The sequence below is a fragment of the Bradyrhizobium sp. Gha genome (assembly GCF_900113735.1).
Taxonomy (GTDB): Bacteria; Pseudomonadota; Alphaproteobacteria; order Rhizobiales; family Xanthobacteraceae; genus Bradyrhizobium.
Genome location: NZ_FOQM01000008.1, coordinates 21639 through 48042, shown reverse-complemented (window position 1 = coordinate 48042; position 26404 = coordinate 21639). Strand labels below are relative to the sequence as shown.

31 protein-coding genes are annotated in these 26404 nt (G+C 64.7%); 11 read left to right on the top strand and 20 right to left on the bottom strand.

The features are described from left to right. Nucleotides 1-183: 183 nt before the first annotated feature. Nucleotides 184-765, bottom strand: a complete 582-nt coding sequence (locus tag BM222_RS13270; RefSeq protein ID WP_092228699.1) for a YceD family protein — start codon at nt 763-765, stop codon at nt 184-186. After that, a complete protein-coding gene (locus tag BM222_RS13265) occupies nt 762-1316 on the bottom strand; it encodes a ubiquinol-cytochrome C chaperone family protein (RefSeq protein WP_092228698.1) in 555 nt (184 codons plus the stop codon). Before BM222_RS13265 ends, BM222_RS13270 begins: the two co-directional genes overlap by 4 nt. 98 nt (nt 1317-1414) lie before the next feature. Here BM222_RS13265 and BM222_RS13260 point away from each other — a divergent pair, with 98 nt between their 5' ends. Together BM222_RS13260 and BM222_RS13255 are read left to right on the top strand one after the other, a co-directional pair. After that, complete coding sequence (locus BM222_RS13260; protein ID WP_177243186.1) at nt 1415-1900, top strand: outer membrane protein assembly factor BamE; 486 nt, start codon at nt 1415-1417, stop codon at nt 1898-1900. 131 nt (nt 1901-2031) lie between these two features. Further along, complete coding sequence (locus tag BM222_RS13255) at nt 2032-3045, top strand: Bug family tripartite tricarboxylate transporter substrate binding protein (protein ID WP_244547113.1); 1014 nt, start codon at nt 2032-2034, stop codon at nt 3043-3045. A 174-nt stretch (nt 3046-3219) separates the two neighbouring features. Here the strand turns inward: BM222_RS13255 and BM222_RS13245 are convergent, their stop codons facing one another. From BM222_RS13245 to BM222_RS13190, 13 genes are all read right to left on the bottom strand, one after another. After that, nucleotides 3220-5340: a sodium-translocating pyrophosphatase gene (locus BM222_RS13245; RefSeq protein ID WP_092228695.1), complete on the bottom strand. Its 2121-nt coding sequence runs from the start codon at nt 5338-5340 to the stop codon at nt 3220-3222. Between the two features lie 238 nt (nt 5341-5578). Continuing rightward, entirely contained in the window at nt 5579-6580 is a 1002-nt protein-coding gene (gene thiL, locus BM222_RS13240) for a thiamine-phosphate kinase (protein ID WP_092228694.1), read from the bottom strand. Then, the gene (locus tag BM222_RS41020; RefSeq protein WP_177243185.1) at nt 6577-6726 is read right to left on the bottom strand and encodes a hypothetical protein; all 150 of its coding nucleotides are present in this window, start codon (nt 6724-6726) and stop codon (nt 6577-6579) included. The genes thiL and BM222_RS41020 overlap by 4 nt, the downstream gene beginning before the upstream one ends. Nucleotides 6727-6735: 9 nt before the next feature. Then, nucleotides 6736-7230 carry a transcription antitermination factor NusB gene (nusB, locus tag BM222_RS13235; RefSeq protein ID WP_092228693.1) on the bottom strand — a complete coding sequence of 165 codons (495 nt, stop codon included), beginning with the start codon at nt 7228-7230 and terminating at the stop codon, nt 6736-6738. Nucleotides 7231-7233: 3 nt separating this feature from the next. Next, nucleotides 7234-7725 (bottom strand): 6,7-dimethyl-8-ribityllumazine synthase, encoded by a 492-nt coding sequence (gene ribH / locus BM222_RS13230; RefSeq protein ID WP_092228692.1) that lies wholly within the window; start codon nt 7723-7725, stop codon nt 7234-7236. Nucleotides 7726-7874: 149 nt separating this feature from the next. Further along, complete coding sequence (locus BM222_RS13225; RefSeq protein WP_092228691.1) at nt 7875-8486, bottom strand: riboflavin synthase; 612 nt, start codon at nt 8484-8486, stop codon at nt 7875-7877. Beyond that, the gene (gene ribD / locus BM222_RS13220) at nt 8486-9634 is read right to left on the bottom strand and encodes a bifunctional diaminohydroxyphosphoribosylaminopyrimidine deaminase/5-amino-6-(5-phosphoribosylamino)uracil reductase RibD (protein ID WP_092228690.1); all 1149 of its coding nucleotides are present in this window, start codon (nt 9632-9634) and stop codon (nt 8486-8488) included. Before ribD ends, BM222_RS13225 begins: the two co-directional genes overlap by 1 nt. Then, a complete protein-coding gene (nrdR, locus tag BM222_RS13215; RefSeq protein WP_092228689.1) occupies nt 9631-10113 on the bottom strand; it encodes a transcriptional regulator NrdR in 483 nt (160 codons plus the stop codon). Before nrdR ends, ribD begins: the two co-directional genes overlap by 4 nt. Before the next feature lie 43 nt (nt 10114-10156). Beyond that, entirely contained in the window at nt 10157-11467 is a 1311-nt protein-coding gene (gene glyA, locus BM222_RS13210; protein ID WP_092228688.1) for a serine hydroxymethyltransferase, read from the bottom strand. Between the two features lie 254 nt (nt 11468-11721). Further along, nucleotides 11722-11943, bottom strand: a complete 222-nt coding sequence (locus tag BM222_RS13205) for a hypothetical protein (protein ID WP_092228687.1) — start codon at nt 11941-11943, stop codon at nt 11722-11724. 37 nt (nt 11944-11980) lie between these two features. Beyond that, entirely contained in the window at nt 11981-12217 is a 237-nt protein-coding gene (locus BM222_RS13200) for a hypothetical protein (RefSeq protein WP_092228686.1), read from the bottom strand. 196 nt (nt 12218-12413) lie between these two features. After that, on the bottom strand, nt 12414-12932 hold the full coding sequence (ldtR, locus tag BM222_RS13195) for a transcriptional regulator LdtR (protein ID WP_027529973.1): 519 nt from the start codon (nt 12930-12932) through the stop codon (nt 12414-12416). A 509-nt stretch (nt 12933-13441) separates the two neighbouring features. After that, nucleotides 13442-13939, bottom strand: coding sequence for a DUF6163 family protein (locus BM222_RS13190; RefSeq protein ID WP_092228685.1), 498 nt, complete (start codon nt 13937-13939; stop codon nt 13442-13444). Nucleotides 13940-14059: 120 nt separating this feature from the next. Here BM222_RS13190 and hemB point away from each other — a divergent pair, with 120 nt between their 5' ends. The 3 genes from hemB (at nt 14060) to BM222_RS13175 (ending at nt 16786) form a co-directional block, all read left to right on the top strand. Continuing rightward, the gene (hemB, locus tag BM222_RS13185; protein WP_092228684.1) at nt 14060-15121 is read left to right on the top strand and encodes a porphobilinogen synthase; all 1062 of its coding nucleotides are present in this window, start codon (nt 14060-14062) and stop codon (nt 15119-15121) included. A 206-nt stretch (nt 15122-15327) separates the two neighbouring features. Then, on the top strand, nt 15328-15876 hold the full coding sequence (locus BM222_RS13180; protein ID WP_092228683.1) for an RDD family protein: 549 nt from the start codon (nt 15328-15330) through the stop codon (nt 15874-15876). A gap of 133 nt (nt 15877-16009) precedes the next feature. Then, nucleotides 16010-16786: an arginyltransferase gene (locus tag BM222_RS13175; protein ID WP_092228682.1), complete on the top strand. Its 777-nt coding sequence runs from the start codon at nt 16010-16012 to the stop codon at nt 16784-16786. A gap of 71 nt (nt 16787-16857) precedes the next feature. Here BM222_RS13175 and BM222_RS13170 read toward each other — a convergent pair whose 3' ends face one another. Continuing rightward, nucleotides 16858-18210: an Nramp family divalent metal transporter gene (locus tag BM222_RS13170; RefSeq protein WP_092228681.1), complete on the bottom strand. Its 1353-nt coding sequence runs from the start codon at nt 18208-18210 to the stop codon at nt 16858-16860. A gap of 169 nt (nt 18211-18379) precedes the next feature. Between BM222_RS13170 and BM222_RS13165 the strand changes: the two genes are divergently transcribed. Beyond that, nucleotides 18380-19624 carry an MFS transporter gene (locus tag BM222_RS13165; RefSeq protein WP_092228680.1) on the top strand — a complete coding sequence of 415 codons (1245 nt, stop codon included), beginning with the start codon at nt 18380-18382 and terminating at the stop codon, nt 19622-19624. On the opposite strand, the gene BM222_RS13160 is transcribed toward BM222_RS13165, so the two are convergent. Continuing rightward, entirely contained in the window at nt 19621-20880 is a 1260-nt protein-coding gene (locus BM222_RS13160; RefSeq protein ID WP_092228679.1) for an adenylate/guanylate cyclase domain-containing protein, read from the bottom strand. The genes BM222_RS13165 and BM222_RS13160 overlap by 4 nt on opposite strands. A gap of 148 nt (nt 20881-21028) precedes the next feature. On the opposite strand from BM222_RS13160, the gene BM222_RS13155 reads away from it, so the two are divergent. Both BM222_RS13155 and BM222_RS13150 read left to right on the top strand, forming a co-directional pair. After that, complete coding sequence (locus tag BM222_RS13155) at nt 21029-22186, top strand: MFS transporter (RefSeq protein WP_092228678.1); 1158 nt, start codon at nt 21029-21031, stop codon at nt 22184-22186. 31 nt (nt 22187-22217) lie between these two features. Beyond that, entirely contained in the window at nt 22218-22409 is a 192-nt protein-coding gene (locus BM222_RS13150) for a hypothetical protein (protein ID WP_092228677.1), read from the top strand. Here BM222_RS13150 and BM222_RS13145 read toward each other — a convergent pair. The 3 genes from BM222_RS13145 to BM222_RS43290 all read right to left on the bottom strand — a co-directional run bounded on the left by BM222_RS13145 (nt 22406) and on the right by BM222_RS43290 (nt 24192). Next, nucleotides 22406-23284: a DMT family transporter gene (locus tag BM222_RS13145; RefSeq protein ID WP_092228676.1), complete on the bottom strand. Its 879-nt coding sequence runs from the start codon at nt 23282-23284 to the stop codon at nt 22406-22408. The genes BM222_RS13150 and BM222_RS13145 overlap by 4 nt on opposite strands. Nucleotides 23285-23368: 84 nt before the next feature. Then, nucleotides 23369-23896, bottom strand: coding sequence for an N-acyl homoserine lactonase family protein (locus tag BM222_RS43295; RefSeq protein WP_502690890.1), 528 nt, complete (start codon nt 23894-23896; stop codon nt 23369-23371). Then, nucleotides 23848-24192, bottom strand: coding sequence for a hypothetical protein (locus BM222_RS43290; RefSeq protein WP_502690889.1), 345 nt, complete (start codon nt 24190-24192; stop codon nt 23848-23850). Before BM222_RS43290 ends, BM222_RS43295 begins: the two co-directional genes overlap by 49 nt. 247 nt (nt 24193-24439) lie before the next feature. Between BM222_RS43290 and BM222_RS13135 the strand changes: the two genes are divergently transcribed. The 3 genes from BM222_RS13135 to BM222_RS43005 all read left to right on the top strand — a co-directional run bounded on the left by BM222_RS13135 (nt 24440) and on the right by BM222_RS43005 (nt 26294). Beyond that, the gene (locus BM222_RS13135; protein WP_143105948.1) at nt 24440-25258 is read left to right on the top strand and encodes a chromate resistance protein ChrB domain-containing protein; all 819 of its coding nucleotides are present in this window, start codon (nt 24440-24442) and stop codon (nt 25256-25258) included. A gap of 232 nt (nt 25259-25490) precedes the next feature. Next, entirely contained in the window at nt 25491-25847 is a 357-nt protein-coding gene (locus tag BM222_RS39980; RefSeq protein WP_143105947.1) for a hypothetical protein, read from the top strand. 60 nt (nt 25848-25907) lie between these two features. Then, nucleotides 25908-26294, top strand: a complete 387-nt coding sequence (locus BM222_RS43005) for a DUF3551 domain-containing protein (protein ID WP_143105946.1) — start codon at nt 25908-25910, stop codon at nt 26292-26294. Nucleotides 26295-26404 lie beyond the last annotated feature (110 nt).

The window sequence follows — 26404 nt, the reverse complement described above, 5'->3', positions numbered from 1 at the left end:
ACAATAACGTTTTGTTATCCCGAAACAACCTCTTGCCCCCAGTCTTTTGGATGGAAGGCGATCAGCTGGCGGGTCCGGGAATTCGCGGGAAACATTTGGAAATCAAATAGATAAGCCAGGCTTTGAAACCCCTGCCGCAAACACCTCCCCCTCAAAGCAAGGTGGTCTTACGGGAACGCCCTTCTATTTGCCTTTCTTCTTGCCCTGCTTGTTGTCCTGGAGCGCCTTCAGCGCGGCGAACGGATGGTCCTCGGGGTCGGGCGCGGTGACCTCGGCCTCGAACACGGCCCCCGGCTTGCGGGGATAAGGGTCGATCGCCAGGAACAGCGCGTCGGTCGCAATACGGCCGAGATCAATGATCCCGTTGACGATGGCTTCCGGCGGATCGACGACCTCCGGGGGATCATCGTCGTCCTGCCCTTCCTCGATCAAATCCTCCAGCCGCCGCGCTTCGGCCTCAGGCGCAAAGGTCAGATCGACATCCTCATCGATCTCGCTCTCGATCGGATCGAGCGTGACCACGCAGGTCTGGCCGACCTTAGCCCGCACGCGGCCCCTAACCTGGACCCGGCCGCCGCTCTTCGGCGCAACGACGAAGTCGGCGTGAGCCGACAGGATTTCCCGGACTCCGGCGACACTGGCCATGGCCTGGCGCTCGACCGCCGAGGCTTCGAGCTCACGGTGAAGTCCCGTATCGGGAAGCTGCGCCACGATCAAAGGCGAGCGCCAGGGATCGGCTTCGAATCCGGTCGACGATCGGTTCATGATGTCTCATCCTCGCCGAGCGGTGCGGGAAACCTGATAGATCCGAGCAGCACTGCGGGATCGCCGGTCTGGCCGAGCTCTGCATTCGCCGCCACCGCGTAAGCGGCGAGCCGTCGCGCCTGGTCCATCCCGGTACCGCTCAAGATATTCTTGCAGATCGCCTGCCCCAGCGCCTCGACGCCTGTTTCGATCGCCTGGTCATACGCCTGAATGCGGCCGTAAAAAGCCTCGCCGAAAGCCCGCATCCGCTTCGGGACGGTCTGGTCGCCCACGCCCATCTCGCGCAGATTGTCATCCATGTCTTCGCAGAAGCGGTCGAACAGGGCCTGCGACAGCTCCACCCCGCCCTGGGCGACGTTTCGCAACCGCCGCAGCACCATCCAGAGGTGCAACAGCAACAGGTCGAAACGGCCATTAACCGTATCCGGCACGCCCAAGTCCCGGTAAAATATGGGTTCTCGCGCCTGCGTCACGATCATGCCATAGATGGTCTCAATGGTGCCGGCCGGGGCAAGCCGGGGTTTCCTGAAGTGATTGAACGGCCAAAGCATTGTGGTTTCCGCAAGCGGGCGTGCGCGAGTTGCATTCAGACGCCCTGCCCGGTACTTCAGCGCCTCGCGCGACGCAAGGGGACGGAATCAGTTCCGCTATGACGATAACGAACCAGACCAGCCTGCGCCGAGACAAGCGGCGCGGCCTTCATGCGTGCTGGCACGGCTTGCGCATGCTCGCGGCCGTGACGCTCGTCGGCGCCGCGCTCGCAGGCTGCACCGGTGAGCAGTTCCAGAAGGGCTACATCCTGCCGCCGGGCGCACTCGAACAGATTCCGATCGGCGCGAGCCAGGATCAAGTGCTGATCGTGATGGGCACGCCCTCCACGGTCGCGACCCTTGACGGTGAAGTGTTCTACTACATCTCGCAGCGCTCGGAACGCATGGTCGCCTTCATGAACCAGAAGGTCGTCGACCAGCGCGTGATCGCGATCTATTTCGACAAGAACCGGCGCGTACGCCGGCTTGCGAATTACGGCCTCCAGGATGGCAAGATCTTCGATTCCATCAGCCGGACCACGCCGACGTCGGGTCAGGAGATGAGCTACCTCGCGCCGCTGTTCAAGCTGCTCAGCTTCAACTGAGATCGTGAACTGCGGCTATCTGCCTGCGGCGTCGTGACGCTCTCGGCACGACGCTGTCGGTCGCAGGCGACTTGTCGTTGTGCGCCCCGTTCCCTACGCTCCCTGCAAACAAGAAAGCTGGGAGTGGATTTGTGCCCAAGAACCCTCCGAACGGATTTTTGACCCGTCGCCGTGTGCTTGCGGGAGCCGCGGGCCTCTCCGCCGCCGCCATCCTGCCGCGATCGAGCCTTGCGGACTGGAAGCCGACAGAGAACATCCGCGTCATCGTGCCGGCTGCGGCGGGCGGCTCAACCGACGTGATGGGCCGGCTGCTCGCCGCCCATCTCCAATCCGCCTGGGGGCAGACAGCGGTTGTCGAGAATCGCTCCGGCGGCGGTGGCACGATCGGGACCGCCGAGGTGGTTCGCTCCAAGGCCAACGGCCACACCATCCTGATCGGCAATCCCGGTCCGAACGCGATCGCCTACAGCATCTTCAAGAACCTCAGCTACAAGCCCGATCAGCTCCAGCCTGTCAGCAACATGATCCGGATTCCGAACATCGTGTCGGCGCATCCGAAGACCGGCATCAAATCGGTCGCGGAGCTGATTGCGTTTCTCCAGGCCAATCCGGACAAGCTCAGCTACGCTTCATCGGGCGTCGGCCAGAGTCCTCACCTCACCGGCGCCTGGTTTCTGCAGCTCACCGGACTGAAGATGACCCACATCCCGTTCCGCGGCGCAGGCCCCGCACTCCAGGCCGCGCTTGCCGGCGACATCCAGGTCCTGTTCGACAATCTCTATCCGAGCCTGCCGCAGGTGCAGAACGGCACGCTCAACGGCCTGTGCGTCACCACGACAGAGCGCAGCGAACTCGCACCCGGCCTGCCGACCATGCGCGAGAGCGCGTCGGAGCTGGCCAAATTCGACGTCTCATCCTGGTTCTCGGTCTTCCTGCCGAAGGGTGTGCAGCCGGCAGTTCTCGAAGCGCTCAACCTCCAGGTCAAGGCGATGCTGGAGCGCGACGACATCAGAAAGAACATCGCTGCCATGGGCGCGCGCGCCGATTACGGCACGCCCGAGCAGTTCGCATCCTTCGTGGACGCCGAGACGAAGAAGTTCGCCGGCATCATCCAGAAGGAAGGGCTGCAGATGGATGTGCAGTGATGGCGCTGTCGTCATTACGAGCGCAGCGAAGCAATCCAGAATCTCTCCGCGGAAAGACCCTGGATTGCTTCGTCGCAAGAGCTCCTCGCAATGACACGGAGAGAGATTGGGCCCCGTCAAACAAAAACCCCGCGGCTCGCGCCGCGGGGTTCTGTCTTGTCGCGTCGTCGCCGCTCAGTGCGCTAGGATCGCCAGCAGCAAGAGCGCCACGATGTTCGTAATCTTGATCATCGGGTTCACCGCAGGGCCGGCCGTGTCCTTGTAGGGATCGCCGACCGTGTCGCCGGTCACCGCCGACTTGTGGGCATCAGAACCCTTGCCGCCGAAATGACCGTCCTCGATGTACTTCTTAGCGTTGTCCCAGGCGCCGCCGCCCGAGGTCATGGAGATCGCGACGAACAGGCCCGTCACGATCACACCGAGAAGCATCGCGCCGACGGCCGAGAACGCAGCCGACTTGCCGGCGACACCGCCGCCGGCGATCGCGTAGATCAGGAAGTAGACGACGATCGGCGACAGCACCGGCAGCAGCGAGGGGATGATCATTTCCTTGATCGCCGCCCGGGTCAGCAGGTCGACCGCCTTGCCGTAATCAGGCTTGTCGGTGCCCTGCATGATGCCTGGTTTTTCGCGGAACTGACGGCGCACTTCCTCGACGATCGCGCCGGCCGCACGGCCGACCGCCGTCATGCCCATCGCGCCGAACAGATACGGCAGCAGGCCGCCGAACAACAGGCCGACAACCACGTAGGGATTGTTGAGCGAGAAGTCCGGGTTGACACCGGCGAAGTAGGGATGGTCGGCCGAGCCCGCAACGAAGAACTTGAGGTCCTGGTTGTAGGCTGCGAACAGCACGAGGGCACCGAGACCGGCGGAGCCGATCGCGTAACCTTTGGTGACCGCCTTGGTGGTGTTGCCGACCGCGTCGAGCGCGTCGGTCGACTTGCGCACTTCCTTCGGGAGCCCCGCCATTTCGGCGATGCCGCCGGCGTTGTCAGTCACCGGACCGAAGGCGTCGAGCGCGACGACCATGCCGGCCAAGGCCAGCATGGTGGCGGTCGCGATGGCGATGCCGAACAGGCCGGCCAGGCTGTAGGTGACCAGGATGCCGGCGATGATGACGATCGCGGGCAGCGCGGTCGCTTCCATCGAGACGGCGAGGCCCTGGATCACGTTGGTGCCGTGACCCGTGACCGAAGCCTGGGCGATCGACTTCACCGGACGGTAGTCGGTGCCGGTGTAGTACTCGGTGATCCAGATGATCAGCGCAGTGACGACGAGGCCGACGACGCCGCATTCAAATAGCGACATGCCGGTGTAGTCGACGCCGTCGAGCTTGCCGAAGCCGATCAGGTAATAGATCACGCCGGCGATGCCGATCAGCGACAGGACGCCGGTTGCGATCAGGCCCTTGTAGAGCGCGCCCATGATCGACTGGCTCGGCCCGAGCTTCACGAAGAAGGTGCCGATGATCGAGGTGATGATGCAGATGCCGCCGATGGCGAGCGGCAGCGTCATCATGTTGGCGAGGATCGGCGTCTTGGCGAAGAAGATCGCCGCAAGCACCATGGTGGCGACCGCGGTCACCGCATAGGTCTCGAACAGGTCGGCGGCCATGCCGGCGCAGTCGCCGACGTTGTCACCGACGTTGTCGGCGATGGTGGCCGGATTCCGCGGATCATCCTCGGGGATGCCGGCCTCGACCTTGCCGACGAGATCGCCGCCGACGTCCGCCCCCTTGGTGAAGATGCCGCCGCCGAGACGGGCGAAGATCGAGATCAGCGAGGCGCCGAAGCCGAGCGCCACCATGGCGTCGATGACGGTGCGGCTGTCAGGTGCGAGCTTCAGCGAATGCACCAGGAAGCCGAAGTAGAGGGTCACGCCCAACAGCGCGAGACCCGCCACCAGAAGCCCGGTAATCGCGCCCGCCTTGAAGGCGAGTTCGAGGCCGCCGGCGAGCGACGTCGTCGCAGCCTGGGCGGTGCGCACATTGGCGCGCACCGAGACGTTCATGCCGATGAAGCCGGCCGCCCCCGACAGGACAGCGCCGATCAGGAAGCCGATCGCGACATAGACCCCAAGGAAATAGGCAAGCAGCACGAAGATGACGATGCCGACGATGCCGATCGTGGTGTACTGGCGCCGGAGATAGGCCTGTGCGCCTTCACGCACCGCTCCTGCGATCTCCTGCATGCGCGGTGACCCCGCATCCGCACTCAACACCGAAGACGTCGCCCAAATCGCGTAGACGACGGAAAGCACTCCGCAGAGCACTATCAACCATAATGCTGTCATTTGATTTCTGCCTCAGATCCTTGATGAACGTACCCCCGGCGCCTTTTCGTTTTCCGTCATGCGGTGCGGCGCCCTTATGCTGAACAGGGCTGCCCCTTGCGCGAAGAGGTAGCCCTAGTCGGTCACAAGCTTGCCAAAATCAAATTGATGGTGCAACGCCGGATGAGTGCGAAAAGGCCGATCTCGGCAGGTAATTAGACCTAATGCCGAACGCGCGACCGCTGGCGTGGCGCAGTTCCTAGAAGTGGCTAAAAGACAACCGCTTCAAGGCCAGTTCCTGGCCCTGCCCATCCAGAAAGCGTGGCCGCTCGGCGCCGGCAACGATCGTGCCGATCGCCGTGACGGCAAGGCCGGCCACCCGCCCGGCGGCGATCAGCGCATCGCTCCGTGCCGGCGGGACCGTGCACAACAGTTCGTAATCGTCGCCCCCGGCAAGCAGCGTCTCAACGCAAATGGCATTGCGCCCGAGCAGGCCGGCCGCGGCGGCCGAGAGGGGCACGCTCGCCACATCGACGGTGGCCGAAACGCCGGAAGCTGCACAGAGTTTGGTCAGGTCGCCGGCAAGCCCGTCGGAGACGTCCATCGCCGCTGTCGCATGGTCACGCACAGCCTGCGCCAGCACATTGCGCGGCTGAGGGATCCGATAGCGCGAAACGAGAGCTTCTCTTGCTGCGGGATCGGATGCGAGCGCGGCGGCGGCCGGGCCTCCGGTGAGCACGTCCAGCCCGAGCGCGGCATCACCGATCGTGCCCGTCACCAGGATAACATCGCCCGGTCGCGCTCCGGTGCGGCCGACCATCCGCCCCGCCGGCACGCGGCCGAAGGCGGTGATCGAGATCATCTGCGGCCCCGGTGTCGACACCGTATCGCCGCCGAGCAGTGGGCAGGCGAAGGTTGTCACGTCCTCGCCGAGCGCATCCGCGAACGGCCTGAGCCAGGCGTCCTCCTTGCTGCGCAGCGCCAGCGTCAGCACGAAGCCGGCCGGGCTCGCGCCCTTGGCGGCGAGATCGGACAGGTTCACCCGCAGTGCCTTGCGCGCGATGGTGTCGGGGGGATCGGTGGAAAGATAATGCACGCCCTCGACCACGGCATCGGTGGTGACGACAATGTCGTCGCCTGACGAGGACAGCACCGCGGCGTCGTCGACCAGGGCGAACGCACCGGGATCCGTCGCCAGCGGCTTGAAATAGCGCGCGATGAGGGAGTCTTCGGCGGAGGGCTGTGTTCTGTCCTGTGTCACGACAGTAAACCCGTCATCCTGAGGTGCGAGCCCTTGCGAGCCTCGAAGGATGCACGGCCGAGGTGCACCTTCAGTGGCACGCCGTCCTCCTTCGAGGCCTCCGCTTCGCTACGGCACCTCAGGATGACGGCTACTGCCAAAGTCATCGTTGCGTCCTACCCCCGCCCGAACTCGTCGCCGCGAAACTGGCGGCCGATCTGGTCGAGCACGGCGTTGACCATGCCGGTCTCCTCGCGGTCGACGAAAGCGTTGGCGACGTCGACATATTCGGAGATCACGACGCGGCCCGGCACATCCTTGCGGTGCTCCAGTTCGTAGGCCCCTGCCCGCAACACCGCGCGCAGGATGGCTTCGATCCGCTTCAAGGGCCAGCCCTTGGATAGCGCCTCGTCGATCAGCGGATCGAGCTTCTTCTGGTCGCGCACGACGCCCGAGACGACGTCGCGGAAAAATGCGGCTTCCGCCGGCAGGTAAGTGTCGCCCTCGACCTCGTTGCCGAGCCAGTGGCTTTCGAACTCCGCAAAGATGTCGTTGATGCCGGCGCCGGCGATATCCATTTGGTAGAGCGCCTGGACGGCTGCGAGCCGCGCCGCACCGCGCCGGTTCGCTTTCTTCTCCGCAAGCCCCGCGGGTTTCCTGATGTCAGCCATGGCTCAGGCCCGCGCCAGGCGACGCTTGATGCGAAGCATCGCGAGCGCCGCACGCGCGGCATCGCCGCCCTTGTTGAGTTCGCTGGCGCGCGCCCGCGCCCAGGCCTGGTCCTCATTGTTGACGGTGAGGATTCCGTTGCCGAGCGGCAGCTTGCGCGCCACAGCGAGGTCCATCAGCGCACGCGAGGATTCCTGCGAGACGATCTCGAAATGGATGGTGTCGCCGCGGATCACGCAACCGAGCGCAATCACCGCATCATAAGGCTTGCCGTTCGCCGCAGCCGCGTCGACTGCGATCGCCACCGCCGCCGGGATCTCCAACGCGCCGGGAACCGTGATGACGTCATGGGTCAGGCCGGCCGCCTTCAACTCGGTCACCGCGCCATCCAGAAGCGCGTCCTGGAGATCGTCATAGAACCGTGCCTCGACCACCAGCGCACGCGCGCCGGAAATATCGGTCTGGTCCTTCAGGGGTGCGCGCCGCGCGTCTGCCATCGTTCAATCCGTTCTACTGGGGTCGGCGCGTTATGTAGTCGCCGCAGGCTTCCAAGCCAAGTTCAAAGAGACTGTCATTCCGGGGCGCGAAGCGAACCCGGAATGTCGAGATTCCGGGTCTGGTCCTTCGGACCATCCCGGAATGACGGCTACGCGGTCATTTCAGTCAGCCGCGCCGCATAGCGGGCCATCAGATCGACCTCGATATTAACTTCAGTGCCCGGCTTCCAGGCGCCGATGGTCGTAACGTCAAGCGTATGCGGGATGATCAGCACCGAAAAGGTCACGTCATCAACCGTATTGACGGTCAGCGAGACGCCATCGAGCGTGATCGAGCCCTTGATGGCGATGAAGCGCGCCAGCTCCCGCGTCGTCGAGAGCTCGAACCGCGCCATGTCGGGCAGGTCCTCGCGGCTGACGATGGTGGCGACGCCGTCGGCGTGGCCGGCGACGATGTGTCCGCCGAGCTCGTCGCCGATCTTGAGCGCACGCTCGAGATTGAGCTTCGTGCCCAGCTTCCAGTGCTTGGCCGTCGTCAGCGCCAGCGTCTCCGCGGCGGCATCGACGTCGAACCAGGTTTTGCCGTCAGCGACGCCGGAGGCGACCACGGTGAGGCAGACGCCGTTGTTGGCGATCGAGGCGCCGTCGGCGATGGTGGTCTGATCGTAGCTGCAGGCAATGCGCAGGCGGTGCAATTGCCCCTGCGCCACCGGCTTGACGCTGACGATCTCGCCGATATCGGTGACAATGCCGGTGAACATTAAGCACGCTCGTAGATGGTGAGAGTATCGGACCCGAATGTCTCGCTAGCATGAACCTTGTAGGCCTGCGACTGCGTGATTTTCGACAGGGGCAATGCATCGAGCGCATCGACGCCGGCAGCCCCCACCTCTTCCGCTCCGCGGAACAGCCAGATCTCGTCGACGAGATCGGCGGCCACGAAGGATGCCGCAACCCGGCTGCCGCCCTCGACCATCAGCCGCGTGATGCCCTTCTCGGCGAGCGCATGCAGCACGGCCGGAAGGTCGAGGCCGGCTGCACCGTTCGGCGGCATGCGCATGATTTGCGCACCGGCGGCGCCGAGGCGGGCTGCGGCGGCCGCTTCCGCAAGCTCTGAACCCACGACCCAAAGCGGCGCCTCGCGCGCGGAGCGCACGAGCTGGCTGGAAGCCGGAATCCGCAAATTCTGGTCGAGGACAACGCGCGACGGAGAACGCGCTTCCATGCCGGGCAGGCGGCAATTGAGCTGCGGATCATCAGCCAGCACCGTGCCGATGCCGACCAGGATGGCGTCGCTCTGTGCGCGCAAGAGATGCACCCGGTCGCGGACGGCATCGCCGGTGATGGCGAACGGCTTGCCGCCTTCAGCGCCGATCTTGCCGTCGGGCGAGACGGCAAGTTTCAGGATCACGTGCGGGCGCTTGTCACGGATGCGGCGGAAATGGCCGGCGTGGTCGAACGCGGCCTCCGTCGCGCACAGGCCCACATCCACAGTAATGCCTGCGGCGCGCAGGCGCGCGTGCCCCTGCCCCGCAACCTCAGGATTGGGATCCTCGGTCGCGGCGACTACGCGCTTGACGCCGGCGGCGATCACCGCATCGGCGCAGGGCGGCGACTTGCCGAAATGCGAGCACGGCTCGAGCGTGACGTAAAGCGTCGCACCGCGCGCGGCCTCGCCTGCCCGCCGTAGCGCTTCAACCTCGGCATGCGGCCGTCCACCCGGCTGTGTCCAGCCGCGGCCGACGATCACTCCGTCCTTGACGATGACGGCACCGACGGCCGGATTGGGCCAGGTACGCCCCTGCCCGCGTCGTCCCAACGCCAGCGCCAGCTGCATGAAGCGACGATCGGCGTCCTTGGACTCGCGAATCTTCTGGGCGAACTGATCTTCCAGGATGCGGAAGATCATTTGCGGATCGCGGCGAGCCGCGCTTCCTCCTCACCGGAGAGCTCGCCGAGCACCTCGGCGAAATCCTTCGCCTCGCGGAAATTGCGGTAGACCGAGGCGAAGCGCACATAGGCGACGTCGTCGAGCGTGCGCAGATGCTCCATCACGGTCTCGCCGATCACCTCCGAGGAAATCTCGGCCTCACCGCCGGTCTCGAGCTCGCGCACGATGGTGGAGACCATCTTTTCCACCCTTTCGGGCTCGACCGGCCGCTTGCGCAACGAGATCGACACCGAGCGCATCAGCTTGTCGCGGTCGAACGGCACGCGGCGGCCGTTGCGCTTGATCACCGTGAGCTCGCGCAGCTGCACGCGCTCGAAGGTGGTGAAGCGGAAATTGCAGGCGATGCACACGCGCCGCCTGCGGATGACGGAAGAATCCTCGGTCGGACGCGAGTCCTTTACCTGCGTGTCGAGACTGTTGCAGTTCGGGCAGCGCATCCGTTTGCCTTGATCCTTTGACTACAGCCTTTGTCTTGGCCTCTTACTGATAGATCGGGAAGCGGTCGGTGAGCGCCTTGACCCGTTCCTTGATCGCAGCTTCCACCAGCGGGGCCTTGCCGTCGTCGGATTGCGCGATCGCGTTGAGGACCTCGGCGATCATGCCGCCGACCTGCTGGAATTCGGCGACCCCGAAGCCGCGGGTCGTCGCCGCAGGCGTGCCCAGACGAATACCGGAGGTCACGAACGGCGACTCCGGGTCGAATGGAATGCCGTTCTTGTTGCAGGTGATGGCGGCGCGGACCAGCGCCTTCTCCGAGGCGTTGCCCTTCAGGCCCTTCGGCCTGAGGTCAACGAGCATCAGATGGTTATCGGTGCCGCCGGAGACAATATCGAAGCCATGGCTCTTCATCGCCTCGGCGAGCGCCCTGGCGTTCTCGACGACGTTCTTCGCATAAACCTTGAAGTCCGGACGCAGCGCCTCACCGAAGGCTACGGCCTTTGCCGCGATCACATGCATCAGCGGCCCGCCCTGCAGGCCCGGGAAGATCGCCGAATTGAACTTCTTGGTCAGCGCCTCGTCATTCCACAGCATGAGGCCGCCGCGCGGACCGCGCAGCGATTTGTGCGTCGTGGTGGTGGTGACGTGGGCATGCGGCACGGGCGAGGCATGTACGCCGCCGGCGACGAGGCCCGCGAAGTGCGCCATGTCGACCAGCAGATAGGCGCCGACCGAGTCCGCGATCTCACGGAAGCGCTTGAAGTCCCACGCACGGGAATAAGCCGAGCCGCCGGCCACGATCAGCTTCGGCTTGACCTCTTCCGCCTGCTTGGCGACCGCGTCCATGTCGATGATCTGGTCCTCGCGGCGCACGGTGTAGTGCGCGGCCTTGAACCATTTGCCGCTCATGTTGACGGGTGAGCCGTGGGTGAGATGGCCGCCGGCCGCGAGGTCGAGGCCCATGAAGGTGTCGCCGGGCTGGAGCAGCGCCAGGAACACGGCCTGATTCATCTGGCTGCCGGAGTTCGGCTGCACGTTGGCGAACTTGGCGCCGAACAGCTTCTTGGCGCGATCGATCGCGAGGTTCTCGGCGACGTCGACCCACTCACAACCGCCATAGTAACGCGCGCCCGGATAACCTTCCGCATATTTGTTGGTCATCACCGAACCCTGCGCTTCCAGCACGGCCCGGCTGACGATGTTCTCGGAGGCGATCAGCTCGACTTCATGGCGCTGCCGGCCGAGCTCGCCCTTGATGGCGGCGGCGATTTCCGGGTCGGCCTGCTCGAGCGAGGCGGTGAAAAACGAATCGGGCGCGGAGGCGGACGCTGTAGAGTTCTTGGCTGACGTCATCTTGCGAATATCTCCACCGCCGCAGCCTTTTGGCAGGCTACGGGGGTCTTGGTGTGGCGATCGGAAGCGGCGAGCGCGATCTACCACATCGCCCGCAACAGGCCAAGCATTTGCGGGTCGGGCCTGACAATTATGCAAGATATGGTGGGGATTTAACGATTGGGGCGATCGGACGGCCGCAGAACCATCCGCTCACCCGTCACCTCGAAAGGTCCGATCTGGACCTCAACAATCCGGCGCTTGCGGCAAGCCGTCTACAGCCCGGTATACCCGGCCTTCACCGGGTCAATGCTGCCGTCGAGCTGGCGCAAATAGGTCAGGCCACAGACGGTTAACCTGTGAGTGTCCTTCTCGCCGGCTTCCATCAGGGTGTTGAGGTAGTTGGTCACCTTTTCCCGCGCCTCGTCGCTCGCCGCGGCCGTCCGGTTGGCAAGCAGGTCATAGGTCTTCATGATGCGGTCGATGGCGGCTTCCATGGCACCCTCTGGTTCATCGATGTTTTGGGAATCTTGATCAGGCAACCGCTCGGGCCTCGGCCTGCACCTCGAACCGCACGATCGCCTTGTTGGCGAGCCTGATCTTGTTGAATTCGCCGTGCTGGAGCAGCTTGACGATAATCTCGAGCAGGCGCTCGTTGGTGGCGAGCGTGTCGGCGATCGCACCGGAGCGGCGGAGGTAATTCGCGGCGATCGCATAGGCATCGCTCACGAGTTCGACGTTCATTGCCTGCAACCCGCGCTCGACGAGCATCGCGTCCTCCGATCCGCAAAGACAACCGCGACGCGTAGAACTGGTTCCGCTGATCAGGCACTTTTTTCGCGAGTGCGAAAAGCACAACGCGCACCGGTCCGGAACAAGCCGGGCCGGCGCGCTGGGGAAGTCAGGCACGTTGGGAAGGCCTGCCGATCTTGTTGAGGGCCGGCTTGGCCTGGATCCCTTTTGAAACTCAGAGCCGATACAGGATCTGGTCGGTCCAGAACCGCTCGAGGCGGTGCAGCGACTTGTTGAGGGTCGAGAACTCCTCGCCGGAGATGCCGCCGACCTGTTCCACGGTCTTGACGTGCTTCTGGTAGAGGCTGTCGACGATGCGGCGGACTTCCTGGCCCTGCGGCGTCAGGCGGATGCGCACCGAGCGGCGGTCAACGCGCGAGCGCTGATGATCGAGGAAGCCGAGCTCGACGAGCTTCTTCAGGTTGTAGGAGACGTTGGAGCCGAGATAGTAACCGCGCGTGCGCAGTTCGCCCGCGGTCAGCTCCTTGTCGCCGATGTTGTAGAGCAGGAGCGCCTGCACGGAGTTGATGTCGGCGCGGCCACGACGATCGAACTCGTCCTTGATCACGTCGAGGAGCCGGCGATGCAGCCGCTCCACCAGAGTCAATGCTTCCAGATAGAGCGACTGCACCGAACCCTGCGGGCCCGAAACGCGCTCAGCGGTATCTGCCGCAGTTGCGACGGCTTTCATCATGACACTTCCCCTGTTGTCGTTTTTATCGACACTCATTCGACGAAACTTGTGTCCCGTCTGATAGGTGCAACTTAAGGGGGGGCGTTTGAAGATCGGCTTAAATAAGAGAATAAAGAGATCATGAATTTAAGACAGTGAATTGCGGATTAAGCCTGTCCCACAAGCACTTTTCGCAACCGTCTGTTGACCCTGGCAAGGTCCTGTTCACCGTCCGTCCGCACCATCTGTCACATTCCAGAACAGCCCCGCCACGTTTCGAAACGCACACGTAACAGCTGTGGCGGATTGCGCTAGGTCAACGAAAACTTACCTCGAATTTGAGGCAACCAGCGGTCAACCAAGCCCGAAACTGTCATGTCCCAGACAAGCGCCGCGAAGCGGCGCGCAGAGCCGGGACCCCGAAAGCCGCAAACGAGATGGCGGTGACATGGGCCCCGGCTCAGCAGCGCACCACTGCGTGCTGCGCTGCGTTCGGGCCCACGAGTATTCTGATATCGAGGACGTCTACGCTACGGCGGCCGTTCGCGCGCGGCCATCCAGGCGAGTGCGAGATAAGCGGCGAGCATGAAGGCTTCGACCCCGACCACGACCAGGCTGCCGCCATAGATGCCCGGGAACATCAGCTCGATCACTGCCATCGAGACCACGGTCGTGAGCCACACCACGGCGCCCCAGGGCGTGGCGAGCCACAGGCCGACGGCGGCGACGAGCTCGATGACGGCGAAATAGATGGTCGAGGCCTGCCAGGCCATCGACTGGTTTTCGAAGGCCTCCTCCTCGCCGCCGACAAAGCCAGTCACCTGTGCCCAGTGATACAGGCCCTTGAGGATCGACAGCAGCGCCATCACCCGCAGGAATAGCACCAGGCGGCGGGTCCAGACGTTGTCGTCGGACTCGGGCCGCTCCGACGAGATCGCCGCCACAGACAATGCACTGTCGCGGGCGCTGTCTCTGACGGCGTCCCTGGCATTGTCGCGGGCCGCATCACGGGTGGAAATCTCGGACATGGCTTCTTCTGGCTGTTTCGCCCCGCAAAATCAATCGGCCCATCACTTCCCGGAGCTCAAGCCGCGGTGACGGGAACCATGCGAGCTGGTATAAGAATAATTCCAGCCGGGAGAAGAGTAATGGCGATCAAATACGGACGTCCGATCGAACTGCGCGAGGTCGCGCGCGGGACCGGTGCCGCAGTGCCCCATGCCCTCGATCTGACCGTCCGTCCGCGCCGCAACCGCAAGGCAGAATGGGCCCGGCGCATGGTGCGCGAGAACGTGCTCACCACCGACGATCTGATCTGGCCGCTGTTCCTGATCGACGGCAACAACATGCGCGAGGCCATTACTTCGATGCCCGGCGTCGAACGCCTCAGCGTCGACCAGGCCGTGCGCGAGGCCGAGCGCGCCATGAAGCTGACCATTCCCTGCCTGGCGCTGTTTCCCTACACCGATCCTTCCTTGCGGGACGAAGAAGGCTCGGAAGCCACCAATTCGGATAATCTGGTCTGCCAGGCGGTACGCGCGATCAAGAAGGAATTCCCTGACATCGGAGTGCTCTGCGACGTCGCCCTCGATCCCTTCACCAGCCACGGCCATGACGGCCTGATCTCCGACGGCAAGATTTTGAATGACGAGACGGTCGCCGTGCTGGTGCGCCAGGCGCTGGTGCAGGCCGAAGCGGGCTGCGACATCATCGCCCCGTCCGACATGATGGACGGCCGCGTCGCCGCGATCCGCGAGGCGCTGGATCGCGCCGGCCTCCTTGATGTGCAGATCATGGCCTATGCTGCGAAATACGCCTCGGCTTTCTACGGTCCGTTCCGCGACGCCATCGGCTCGGCCAAGACGCTCACCGGCGACAAGCGCACCTACCAGATGGACAGCGCCAACACCGACGAAGCGCTGCGCGAGGTCGAGCTCGACATCTCCGAGGGCGCCGACATGGTGATGGTGAAGCCCGGCATGCCGTATCTCGACGTGGTCCGTCGCGTGAAGGACACCTTCGCGATGCCGACCTTCGCCTATCAGGTGTCCGGCGAATACGCGATGATCGCGGCCGCCGCCAACAACGGCTGGCTCGACGGCGACCGCGCCATGATGGAGAGCCTGCTCGCCTTCAAGCGCGCCGGCGCCGATGGCGTGCTCAGCTATTTCGCGCCGAAGGCGGCGGAGAAGCTGCGCGCGCAAGAGTAATCCGGTAGCCATCGCGACAAATCGTGGGCACGGCGCGAACGCGCCTTTGCCCACCCTACGGCAGCTGTGACTGGCGGCGTCGTGACGCCCTCCTCCGCCCCCGAATCGCCGGAATATTTCGGCTTGTTAATGCAGTTGCGCCCTTGGCAGGGGAAGAGCCTGTTCCCATGTCCTGCCTTGCGGGGATTTCCCTGGGAGAACGGACAATGTCGTATTCGGATTCGGGCGATACAGGTCCTCAAGGCGCCTGGCGTAGTGGTGGCGCGGCGCACGCCTATGATCCCTATCTGCATCCGGAACTGTTCCGCGGTGTCGCGACGCGGCGGGTGTTTGCGTTCCTGATCGACATGGTCGTGATTTCGGTGCCTGTCATCCTCGGCTACCTCTTCATCGCGGTGTTCGGCGTCGTGACGCTCGGCATCGGTTGGGCCCTGTTCTGGCTGGCTTGGCCGGCCTCCGTGATCTGGGCCATCGTCTATTATGGCGCCTGCATCGGCGGTCCGTCGTCGGCGACGATCGGGATGCGGGTCATGGATCTGGAGTTGCGCACCTGGTACGGCGCGCCGGGCTACTTTGTCCTCGGCGCCACCCATGCCGTGCTGTTCTGGGTCACGGTCTCGTTCCTGTCGCCCTTCGTGGTGCTGGTCGGCCTGTTCAACGGCCGCCGCCGCCTGCTGCAGGATTTCGTGCTCGGAACGGTCGTGATCAACAATTCCGTTCGGGCGCCAGTGCCCCAGACGGCAAGGACGTATTGAGAACCAGGCGATCAATGACCTACTAACCAGGATCAGCTAAGCTGACTGGCCTGCCGACCTGCCGAGCGGACCAATTGACCGGAGGCCTTCGTAGCGCGATGCTGTTACTCACTTCGGAGGCCCACGACGTCCCTTGACCCAGCACTCGCGCGACACCCCTCAATTTTACCTGACGGCGCCGTCCCCCTGCCCGTATCTGCCGGGCCGGCATGAGCGCAAGGTGTTTACACACCTCGTGGGTGAGCGCGCCGGCGACCTCAACGACCTCCTGACCCATGGCGGGTTCCGCCGCAGCCAGTCGATCGCTTACCGGCCGGCTTGCGACCAGTGCCGGGCCTGCGTCTCGGTCCGCGTGGTGGCCAACGAGTTCCGCCCGTCGCGCAATTTCCGCAAGGTGATGGCACGCAACGCCGACATCGTCGGCGAGCAGCGCAGCGCGGTGCCGACATCAGAGCAATATTCGGTATTCCGCGCCTATCTCGACGCCCGTCACCGCCATGGCGGCATGGCGGACATGACCGTGCTCGACTACGCCATGATGGTCGAGGACAGCCATGTCGAGACCCGCATCATCGAGTACCGCAAGCGCGGTCCCGACAGCGGCATCACCGGCCGCGGCGAGGAGCTGATCGCGGTCGCATTGACCGACGTGCTCAGCGACGGCCTGTCCATGGTCTATTCGTTCTTCGAGCCCAGCCAGGTCAGCCGCTCGATGGGCACCTTCATGATCCTCGACCACATCGCCCGCGCACGCCGGCAGGGGCTACCCTACGTCTATCTCGGATACTGGATCGAGGGTTCCAAGAAGATGGACTACAAGGCCCGCTTCCTGCCGCAGCAGCGCTTGGCCCCCTCAGGCTGGCTGCGCATCGATGCGCAGGGCGACGTGGCGTCGGAGCCGCAGGATTGAATGGGCGAATGGTGAGTGGCGAATAGCGATTAGAACTCCATTCGCTATTCGCCACTCACCATTCGCGCTCCTCACCCGAACAGCATATCGGCCAGCAATTTCAAATTCAAAATCACGATCACGCCCGCCACGATCCAGGCGATCGCGGCGACGGACATGGATATCGCGAACTGCCTCATCTTGCGGCGGTCGGACACGAAACGCACCAGCGGGATGACCGCGAAGGGCAGCTGCATCGACAGCACGACCTGGCTCAGCACCAGCAAATCCGCGGTGCCACGCTCGCCGTAGATCGCGGTGACGACGATCACCGGGATGATGGCGATGCCGCGCGTGACGAGACGCCGCGCCCAGCTCGGCAGGCGCAGATCGAGAAAGCCCTCCATGACGATCTGGCCGGCGAGCGTTGCGGTGACGGTCGAGTTCAGACCCGAGGCGAGCAGCGCCACCGCGAACAATGTCGAGGCAATGCCGAGGCCAAGCAGCGGCGAGAGCAGCTCGAAGGCCTGGCCGATCTCGGCAACATCCGAGTGGCCGCTCTTGTGGAAGGTAGCGGCTGCGACGACCAGGATCGCGGCGTTGATGAACAACGCCAGCATCAGCGCGATGGTGGAATCCGTCGTCGCCCATTTGATCGCTTCGCGCCGGCCCTCATCGTTGCGCGCATAGGCGCGCGTCTGCACGATCGACGAATGCAGATAGAGATTATGTGGCATCACGGTCGCGCCGACGATGCCGATCGCGAGGTAGAGCATCTCGGAATTGGTGAAGATCTCGGTCTTCGGCGCAAAGCCGCGCAGCACCTCGGCGACCGGCGGCGCGGCGGCCACGATCTGCACCGCGAAGCAGACCGCAATCACCGCCAGCAGCGCCATGACGAACGCCTCGAGGAAACGGAAGCCGCGGTTCATGAGGACGAGCAGCAGGAACGCGTCGAGCACTGCGATCAGCGCGCCGCCGATCAGGGGAATGCCGAACAGAAGTTTCAGCGCAATCGCGGTTCCGATGACCTCGGCAAGGTCGCAGGCGATGATGGCCGCTTCACAGGCGAGCCAGAGCAGGAGGTTGACCGCGGGCGAATAGGTGGCGCGGCAGGCCTGCGCGAGGTCGCGATCGGTGACGATGCCGAGCCGTGCCGCCAGGGACTGCAGCAGGATCGCCATCAAATTCGAGAGCAGGATGACCGAGAGCAGCGTGTAGCCGAACTTCGACCCGCCCGCGAGGTCGGTGGCCCAGTTGCCGGGGTCCATATAGCCGACCGACACCATGTAGCCCGGCCCGATGAAGGCGAGCAGCCGCCGCCACCACGCCGCAGCGGGGATGGTCACCGTGGCGTTGACCTCGGCCAGGCTCTTGGTGGCTGGCGCGTCAATGCGCCAACCGGAGGCTGTATCCTGGGTGAGATCGGGCGATCGGGCATCCATGATGGCAACAATACCGATATCGAGTCTTATTGCAACTCATTTGCAACTGCATCTAGCCGGATCGGTTCCCGCGGGCGCCCCGTTTTGCCCCGCTCTGTCGGGAAGCGGGTGGGTTTGGCGGTCCCCGGACGCCGATACTGGCGTCATCACGACTTTGCAGGAACGAGCCATGTCAAATCCACCGCGCCTCCCCCAGACCTTCAACCGCCTCGCCTGGTCCAACCTCGCGGCGCAGTCGGCAGAGCAGATCGCGCTGGCCGCGGCGCCGATCGTGGCGGTGCTGACGCTGGGTGTGGCCGAAGGGCAAACCGGCCTGCTCCAGACCGCCCTCACCTTGCCCTTCGTGCTGTTTGCCATTCCGGCCGGCCTGCTCGCCGACCGCATCTCCCGCCGCTCGCTGATGGCGAGCGCCGAGGCGCTGCGAGCCGTGGCGCTTGGGACGATCGTGCTGCTGCTCGCGCTCGGCGCGCTCAACCTGCCGCTGCTGGCGCTACTCGGCTTCGCCGCCGTCTGCGGCACCGTGGTCTACAGCGTCGCCGCGCCGGCGCTGGTGCCCTCGCTGGTGAGCGCGGAGCTGTTGCCGGCTGCGAATGCCCGGATCGAACTTGCGCGCACCATCGCCTTCGCCAGCGGCCCTGCGCTCGGCGGCGCAATGGTCGGCTGGTGGGGCGCGAGCCCGGCTTTTGCTTTCGCGGCGGCGCTCTCGGCGGTCGCCGTGGTCCTGCTCTCCGGCCTCTACGAGCCGGCGCGCGCGCCGGTGCCGCGTCGCCATCCAATCCAGGACATCCGCGAGGGCGCGGCCTTCGTCTTCCACCACCAGCTGCTGCGGCCGGTGTTCATCACCCAGTTCATCTTCAACACCGGCTGGTTCCTGCAGATCGCGGTGTTCGTGCCTTACGCCGTGCGTCATCTCGGCCTGACCGCCGCCGGTGTCGGCATCGTGCTGACGATGTACGGAATCGGCATGGTGATCGGCGCACTGTTCGCCACGCGCGTCATGAAGCGCATCGCGTTCGGCACGGTGATCGGCCTCGGGCCGGTGACCGGTTTCGTCGCGGCTGTCGTGATGGCACTGACTGTGCTGGTGCCCTCGCCCTGGCTCGCTGGCCTCAGCTTCTTCCTGCTCGGCGTCGGGCCGATCCTGTGGGTGATCTCGACCACAACCCTGCGGCAGTCCGTGACGCCGCCGCGTCTGCTCGGCCGCGTCTCCGCCATCAACATCATGAGCTACGGCGCCCGCCCGCTCGGCTCGGCGCTGGGCGCGATCGTCGGCGGGCTCTGGAGCGCGGAAGCGTGCCTCTATCTCGCCGCCGCCATATTCGGCGTGCAGGCACTGGTGATCTGGCTGTCACGGGCGGTGGCGTTGGACCGGCAGCCGGCCATGGTCGAGGATGGCGCTGCGGTCCGGGCCTAATTCGAAAGATACCGCTCGTAGCTCCCGGCCACCGGTTCGCTCACGTCGATATCAGGGTCGAGTGTGTAGAGATCCTGCGCGCGGCCGATGCCGCGCAGCGCGTAGCGGCCGGTGGAGACGAGGTAGCGGCGTCCGGCGGCATCCAGTCCCTTGTAGAACTCGGCTGACGCCAGCAGCTCGCGATCGACCGAACGGCTCATCGAAGCGATGCGGCTGACCTCATTCACGGTCGGTCCGACCACCGTGAAATCGAGCCGGTCCTCGCTGCCGATATTGCCGTAGAAGACCTGGCCGACATGCAGGCCGATATAGGCCGACGTCGTAGGACGGCCCTCCGCTGACCGGCGTGCATTCAGCGTTGCGACATTCCGGCGGAACAGGTGCTCGGCCCGCAGCGCAGCCCGCCGGGCATCGGCCATATCCTCGCCCCAGAACATCGCAAGCACGCCGTCACCGATCAGCTTCAGCACGTCGCCGCCGGCCTCGTGGATCGCATCGATCACGGCCTGCGCGTAGTCGTTGAGGAACGGGATGATCTCGTCAGGCCCGATGCTCTCGCTGATCCCGGTCGAGCCGCGCAGATCCGAATACCAGAGCACGGCATTGATGCGCTCGGTGACGCCGCGCGAGATACGCCCGCGCAGGACCTGCTCGGAGGCATCGCGTCCGAGATAGACGCGCCCGAGCGTCCTGACAATGTCGACCTGCTGCGCCGACTTGATCGCCAGTCCCAGCACCGGCACGAGATCGCGCAGCGCGGCGAGCTCGGCTTCGGTGAAGCCATCCTCGCGTCGCGTCGTCCAGTAGGAATACAGGCAGTCCATCTGCCCGAGCGCCCCGGTCTCGCCGAAGCGGTGCACGAAAGCCAGGAAATGACGATGCCCGCTTTCTGCGAGGTCGCCGATCTGCGAGAAGTCGAGCGAGGGCGCGTCGGCGAGGTCGAGCACCATCTCGTCGTGGCCATGCTCGAGCAGATGATAGAACACCGAGCGGCGCCAGTTCGTGGCCGCATCGCCCTCCGCCGTCGAGCCGTATTCGACCACGTCGCTCTCGTTGGTCGGCGTATCGCTCCAGCGGAAGGCGCGGCCCTCGTAGATCGGGTGCAGCGTATCGATGACAACGAGCCCGCGCGAGAGTTCCAGCCCCTCGGCCCGGCAGCGCTCGCAGAATCCGCGCAGCAGTTCGGGTTCGGGAAGGCCGGTGAGCCCCTGGCCGGCCAGCCAGTTCATCAACGCAAGGCGGGAAGTGAGTTGCATACGCCATTATGGCGTGCATTCGTGACGAGCGAAAGGCCACGCGCGCCCCGTGCATAAAACCCGCTCATATGTCGCCGACGCTGTTGACGCGCTCTCGCCGCGGGCCGCAAATGCAAATAATGACACAGATGGCCAGAAATCCGGGCAGATGAGCCAGCGCCAGCTTCCGATTATCCTCGCGCTCGGCACGACGCAGACGCTGGCCTGGGCCTCCAGCTATTATTTGCCGGCCCTGCTCGCTGATCCCATGGCGCACGACCTCGGCGTCTCCTCGAACTGGATCTTTGGGGCGTTCTCGGCCTCGCTCGTGATCTCTGCGATGCTGGGGCCGCGCATCGGCCGGCAGATCGATCTCGTCGGCGGCCGTCAGGTGTTGTCGGCCTCCAACCTCACCATTGCCGCCGGGCTCGTGCTGCTCGGCTTCTCGCAATCGGTTCCGGTGATGGCGTTCGCCTGGCTCGTGCTCGGGATGGGCATGGCGATGGGACTCTACGATGCCGCCTTCGCCGCACTCGGCCGCATCTACGGCACCGACGCACGCGGCCCCATCACCGGCATCACGTTGATGGCCGGCTTTGCCTCGACCGTTGGCTGGCCCCTCACCGCCTGGGGGCTTGCTCATTTCGGCTGGCGCGACACGTGTTTCGCCTGGGCCGCCGCCAATATCCTGATCGGTCTGCCCCTCAATTTCATCATGCTGCCGGCGATCAAAGGTGCCAAGCAGGCTGCGGCCACAGCGGAGAAGCCGCGCATCCCCCTCGACCGCACCATGGTGCTGCTCGCCTTCGTATTCGCCGCGGTCTGGACCGTGACCGGAGCCATGGCCGTGCATTTCCCGCGCATTCTCGAGGCCACGGGCGCGAGCCATGTCGAGGCGATCGCGGCCGGCGCGTTGATCGGCCCGGCGCAGGTGATCGCGCGCGTCCTCGAAGCCAGCGTTCTCAGCCGCTTCCATCCGCTGTGGTCGACGCGGCTTGCCTGCCTCACCCACCCGATCGGCGCCGCCGTCGTCGCCATCTTCGGCGCCCCCGCGGCGAGCGCCTTTGCGCTGCTGCACGGCTCCGGCAACGGCATCCTGACCATTGCCCGCGGAACGCTGCCGCTCGCGATCTTTGGCCCGAAGGATTTCGGCTATCGTCTGGGCATCATCGGAGCGCCGGCGCGGATGGCACAGGCCGTGGCTCCGCTGGCCTTCGGCCTGCTGATCGACGTGATGGGCGCCAGGGTGCTGATGGTCTCGTCAGCGCTGAGCCTGTCGGCGCTGGGCGCGCTGTTCCTGATCCGCGCCAAGCCACGGCCGGATTGACGGGCTTGCGGCTTTCGCGCACAAGCACGTCATGATCGACGACAGCCGCCCGCCCCGCACGTTCAAAGGATTCCTGCGCTGGGCCATGACGCCGCCGCAGGCCTGGGGCGTCTATCTGCTCGCCGTCCTGCTGGTGTGGCTGCTCTCGTTCTATGCCGGCACGCTGAAGCCGAAGACGACGCCTGGCACGAGCGCGCCGGCGGTCAGCGCGCCGAAGAGCTAGGCCGGCTTCGGCTGGCTGGTCGCGATCCAGATGCCGGCGAACACGGCAACGAGGCCAATCAGGAGATTTGGCGTGATCGGCTCACCAATCAGCAGCGCCGCCAGCAAGGTGGCCGCGATTGGATTGACCGTCATGGTGTTAGCGACCCGGGTCGGCGTGGCGCGCTGCAGCGCCATAACCCAGAGAATGAAGGCGAGCGCGCCGCCACCGATGCCGAGATAGATGCCGGCAATCCACTGCGCCGTCGTGAACTGCGCGAGTGCGGCAAAACTTCCCTTCGCCAGCCCAGCGAGCACCAGCACCGCGGCGCCTGCGCCCATGCCGAGTGTGAGAAAGCCGAGCGCGCTGGAGCGCTGCATCAGCGGCCGCGACAGCACGTTGTAGAACGCCATGCAGAACACCGCGCCGGTCATGATCAACTCGCCGCGCCAGGCACCCGGCGGGCTCTGCGCCAGACCGGCCGCCAACGCCGCGGCGACGCCGAGCACGGCAATGCCGACGCCGATGATCTTGCGCGCCGTCAGCCGCTCGACGCCAAGGATCGCGCCGACGACCATGGTGTGAAGCGGCAGCGTCGCCAGCGCCAGACTGGCACGCGCGGCAGTCGTGTAGGACACCGCGATATTGTAGAGGATGAAGAACAGGCCGAAGAAGCAGATGCCGAGCGCCGTCACGGCCAGCCAGTCCGAACGCTCCGGCCAGCGCAGGTTGAGCAGCAGCGCGCACGGCAAGAGGCAAAGGAAACCGATCCCCCAGCGCAGGATCGCAAGCATGACTGGATCAGCGCCGACGACGAGATAGCGGGTGATCGCAGCAGCCGTGCCGCCTAAGCTGCTCGACACCAGCGCGATCGCGACCCCGAGCCACTCTCCCACGCTTCGCCTCCTATCCAGGAGCCTTTGGACGCTCCTGACACATCCCTGCTGCCACCATAATGGCAACAGGGACGCCGGCGGGAGTTAGTCGTAGAACTCCGGCGACATCTTCTGGGTGTCGCGCTGGGCCTTGTCGTGGTTGATCCAGAGCTGCGCCTTCTCCTTGTCGAGCGTGTCGGCAATCTTCTGCATCGAGGTCGCGGTCAGTTCCTTGTTGGCGTTCATGCTGGGAACGCGGCGGTTATCCCAATTGTCCTTGAAGTGAACGGCATCGCCTGAGAGCACGACCGCACCGGTCTTCGGCAATTTCACCAGCAACGACTGGTGTCCCGGCGTGTGGCCGGGCGTCGAGAGGATGGTGATGCTGCCGTCGCCGAACACGTCCTTGTCGCCGGTGAGCAGCTCGACCGGATGCGAAGGCTTGAACCGCGGCTCGTTGTTGGCACCGGGCCAGTCATATTCGGCCTTCTGGACGTAGAGCATCGCCTGCGGAAACATCTCGACATTGCCGATGTGATCGGGATGCGTGTGCGAGACGCCCATCGCCTTGATGTCGGCAGGCTTCACACCGACTGCTCGAGCTGCGCGGCGAGAGTCTTGGGCCGCTTCCAGGTCACGGCTTTGGGATCGGCCGGCACAAGCCCATTGGGCATCGCGGCCACGGCGTCGGGAATGCCGGTGTCCCACAGGAACCAGCCTTGGCTATGCTTGATGAGGTAGCAGGTGTCAACGAAGTCCATGGACTTGCCCTCGTTCACCCCGGGCGACCAGCGCCCGATATCGCCGGCGACGCCCTCTCCACAATTCATGATGTAAAGTCGTTCGACACCGGGCTTCTGCGCGAATGCAGACCGGGCGGACAGCGCGAATGCCGCGATGGCGAGAGCGAGCGTGATCGTGCGTATCATCCTTAGTCCCTCCTGGCGGCGCCTTCTTGCGGCGATCGAGCATCAACCCCGATCCCTCCGAAGAATTCCACTTTCAAGCACTATAGACCGGGGCCGCATATCTTGCTGACCTGCGATGGGGACGTATCAGGCGATTGACAGGCCGGTGTCGTTTCGCTGTAATCAGCGCCATGGGGATTTGAGCGATCTCCCCACGAGGCGACATGCCCAAGTATCGCGTCCCGTTTCGTCTATGCGAGGACGCATCATGCCGACGTTCACAACCATATCACCCGACAAATTGGCGCGCCTGATCGGCACAGCCAATGCTCCTGCCCTGATCGACGTTCGAACGGCGGAGGATTTTGCCGTCGACCGGCGGCTCATCCCGGGCTCGATCAAGCTCAGCCACGAGACCGTGGCGGAATGGGGCGGCGACTTCGCCGGTCGCCGCGCCGTCATCTCGTGCTTCCGTGGCGAGAAACTCGCGCAGGGCACCGCGGCCTGGCTCCGCCAGCTCGGCGCCGAGGCCGAAACGCTGGAAGGCGGCTTCGAAGGCTGGAAGGCGGCCAAGCTGCCCCTGGTCGACGCGAGCAAGCTGCCGCCGCGGGATGCCAAAGGGCGCACGGTTTGGGTGACGCGGGCGCGGCCGAAGGTCGACCGCATCGCGTGCCCCTGGCTGATCCGCCGCTTCGTCGATCCCGCTGCGGTGTTCCTGTTTGTCGCGCCATCCGAGGTGGTCGCCGTCGGCGAGCGTTTCCGCGCCGCCCCCTTCGATATCGAGAACGTGTTCTGGAGCCACCGCGGCGAGCTCTGCACCTTCGACGTCATGATCGAGGAGTTCGGCATCGCCACGCCGGCGCTGCTCCGGCTCGCAACGCTGGTCCGCGGCGCCGACACCGCGCGGCCTCATCTCGCCCCGGAAGCGGCCGGCCTGCTCGCGGCTTCGCTTGGGCTGTCGCGGATGTACGATGACGACCTCGAACAACTCGAGGCCGGCATGCTGCTCTACGACGCCTTCTACCGCTGGTGCCGCGACGCCACGGGCGAGACCCACAACTGGCCGACCAACAAGGTGAAGGCGTGACGGATCCGTAGCGCCGAAACAGGAGCTGATGCCGGTCACGGCATCAGCTTCGGCGAAGCTTTTCGAGTCTCGCTCCGGCTCGCCTGTTTGAGCTTCGGCGAGGCGGGAAGCTGCGCGGCAGGTGCGGCACTGAGGATCGTGGGGGCGATCCAAGGTACGTTGATTCAAATCAATGGTGATCCAGATGCTTCGAGATCGACTGCCGTGATGTCCGTGACCCTCGGAGACAAGCATGCGGTCGTTGGCAATTGCAGCCGTCCTGAGCCTAGCGCCCGCGACGGCGTTTGCCGTCTCCGACTGCCGGGTGACCGGTCATCCATCGGTGTTCGGCGTCGACATGACGGCCTACTTCGCGATCAGGGCCGGGCACACATGCAATTTCCCGATGCGAATTCCCGGAGCGATGCATAAGTCGGGCGTTTCCCGGCAGCCCTCGCACGGGAGGCTTAGGCAACTCAATGTCACGACGTTCACGTACACCGCGACTGCGGGATACAAGGGAGCCGATACGTTTGCGATCTACGGCGAAGGACAAGGTCCGTACGGCTCAGGAAGGTCCGTCATGACCGTGAATGCAACGATCGAATAGCCGGCGACCGCCTCGTCACGGGCGTTGTTCCGCTCGTGCGGCGGACTTGGAGGAAGTTCAATGCGCAAATGGGCCTGGACGATTCTGACCGTGAGTATCACCTTAGCAGCCGGGCAAGCCCGGTCTCAAAGATATGATCCCGCGTTTCCCGTTTGCTTATACGTCGTCTCGTTCGGAACCAGTCCATACTATAGGTGCAGCTTCACGACGATGGACCAATGCAGGGCCTCGGCCAACGGTCAGATGTGCGTCCTCAACCCATATTACGCCGGTGCGACGGCCCGAGGGAACAAACGGCGTGATTCCCGCCAAACATATGCGCCGCCCAAGCCGCCGATTCGCTACCGGGCAGCACCGAACAACCACGAACCTTACTACGGCGCTTCCCAGGGTTATGCACCGGGCGAGAAAGAACGATTTCTCCAGAGTGTGAGACAATTCATGTGAAGATGATGGACCGACCCGTCTTCGCACACACAGCCGGCGATCGCTCCCCGGGGAGAGCACGAAGGACACGCTAAGACCATCGCGCAGCCGCCCTCCCTGCGTCATCGTCT

What these genes read in the sequence shown, in the direction of transcription:
- BM222_RS13270 (WP_092228699.1), bottom strand. Translation starts at nt 765, where the DNA reads ATGAACCGATCGTCGACCGGATTCGAAGCCGATCCCTGGCGCTCGCCT.
- BM222_RS13265 (WP_092228698.1), bottom strand. Translation starts at nt 1,316, where the DNA reads ATGCTTTGGCCGTTCAATCACTTCAGGAAACCCCGGCTTGCCCCGGCC.
- BM222_RS13260 (WP_177243186.1), top strand. Translation starts at nt 1,415, where the DNA reads ATGACGATAACGAACCAGACCAGCCTGCGCCGAGACAAGCGGCGCGGC.
- BM222_RS13245 (WP_092228695.1), bottom strand. Translation starts at nt 5,340, where the DNA reads ATGACAGCATTATGGTTGATAGTGCTCTGCGGAGTGCTTTCCGTCGTC.
- BM222_RS41020 (WP_177243185.1), bottom strand. Translation starts at nt 6,726, where the DNA reads ATGACTTTGGCAGTAGCCGTCATCCTGAGGTGCCGTAGCGAAGCGGAG.
- nusB (WP_092228693.1), bottom strand. Translation starts at nt 7,230, where the DNA reads ATGGCTGACATCAGGAAACCCGCGGGGCTTGCGGAGAAGAAAGCGAAC.
- ribH (WP_092228692.1), bottom strand. Translation starts at nt 7,725, where the DNA reads ATGGCAGACGCGCGGCGCGCACCCCTGAAGGACCAGACCGATATTTCC.
- BM222_RS13225 (WP_092228691.1), bottom strand. Translation starts at nt 8,486, where the DNA reads ATGTTCACCGGCATTGTCACCGATATCGGCGAGATCGTCAGCGTCAAG.
- ribD (WP_092228690.1), bottom strand. Translation starts at nt 9,634, where the DNA reads ATGATCTTCCGCATCCTGGAAGATCAGTTCGCCCAGAAGATTCGCGAG.
- nrdR (WP_092228689.1), bottom strand. Translation starts at nt 10,113, where the DNA reads ATGCGCTGCCCGAACTGCAACAGTCTCGACACGCAGGTAAAGGACTCG.
- glyA (WP_092228688.1), bottom strand. Translation starts at nt 11,467, where the DNA reads ATGACGTCAGCCAAGAACTCTACAGCGTCCGCCTCCGCGCCCGATTCG.
- BM222_RS13205 (WP_092228687.1), bottom strand. Translation starts at nt 11,943, where the DNA reads ATGGAAGCCGCCATCGACCGCATCATGAAGACCTATGACCTGCTTGCC.
- BM222_RS13200 (WP_092228686.1), bottom strand. Translation starts at nt 12,217, where the DNA reads ATGCTCGTCGAGCGCGGGTTGCAGGCAATGAACGTCGAACTCGTGAGC.
- ldtR (WP_027529973.1), bottom strand. Translation starts at nt 12,932, where the DNA reads ATGATGAAAGCCGTCGCAACTGCGGCAGATACCGCTGAGCGCGTTTCG.
- BM222_RS13190 (WP_092228685.1), bottom strand. Translation starts at nt 13,939, where the DNA reads ATGTCCGAGATTTCCACCCGTGATGCGGCCCGCGACAATGCCAGGGAC.
- hemB (WP_092228684.1), top strand. Translation starts at nt 14,060, where the DNA reads ATGGCGATCAAATACGGACGTCCGATCGAACTGCGCGAGGTCGCGCGC.
- BM222_RS13180 (WP_092228683.1), top strand. Translation starts at nt 15,328, where the DNA reads ATGTCGTATTCGGATTCGGGCGATACAGGTCCTCAAGGCGCCTGGCGT.
- BM222_RS13170 (WP_092228681.1), bottom strand. Translation starts at nt 18,210, where the DNA reads ATGGATGCCCGATCGCCCGATCTCACCCAGGATACAGCCTCCGGTTGG.
- BM222_RS13165 (WP_092228680.1), top strand. Translation starts at nt 18,380, where the DNA reads ATGTCAAATCCACCGCGCCTCCCCCAGACCTTCAACCGCCTCGCCTGG.
- BM222_RS13160 (WP_092228679.1), bottom strand. Translation starts at nt 20,880, where the DNA reads ATGCAACTCACTTCCCGCCTTGCGTTGATGAACTGGCTGGCCGGCCAG.
- BM222_RS13155 (WP_092228678.1), top strand. Translation starts at nt 21,029, where the DNA reads ATGAGCCAGCGCCAGCTTCCGATTATCCTCGCGCTCGGCACGACGCAG.
- BM222_RS13150 (WP_092228677.1), top strand. Translation starts at nt 22,218, where the DNA reads ATGATCGACGACAGCCGCCCGCCCCGCACGTTCAAAGGATTCCTGCGC.
- BM222_RS43290 (WP_502690889.1), bottom strand. Translation starts at nt 24,192, where the DNA reads ATGATACGCACGATCACGCTCGCTCTCGCCATCGCGGCATTCGCGCTG.
- BM222_RS13135 (WP_143105948.1), top strand. Translation starts at nt 24,440, where the DNA reads ATGCCGACGTTCACAACCATATCACCCGACAAATTGGCGCGCCTGATC.
- BM222_RS39980 (WP_143105947.1), top strand. Translation starts at nt 25,491, where the DNA reads ATGCGGTCGTTGGCAATTGCAGCCGTCCTGAGCCTAGCGCCCGCGACG.
- BM222_RS43005 (WP_143105946.1), top strand. Translation starts at nt 25,908, where the DNA reads ATGCGCAAATGGGCCTGGACGATTCTGACCGTGAGTATCACCTTAGCA.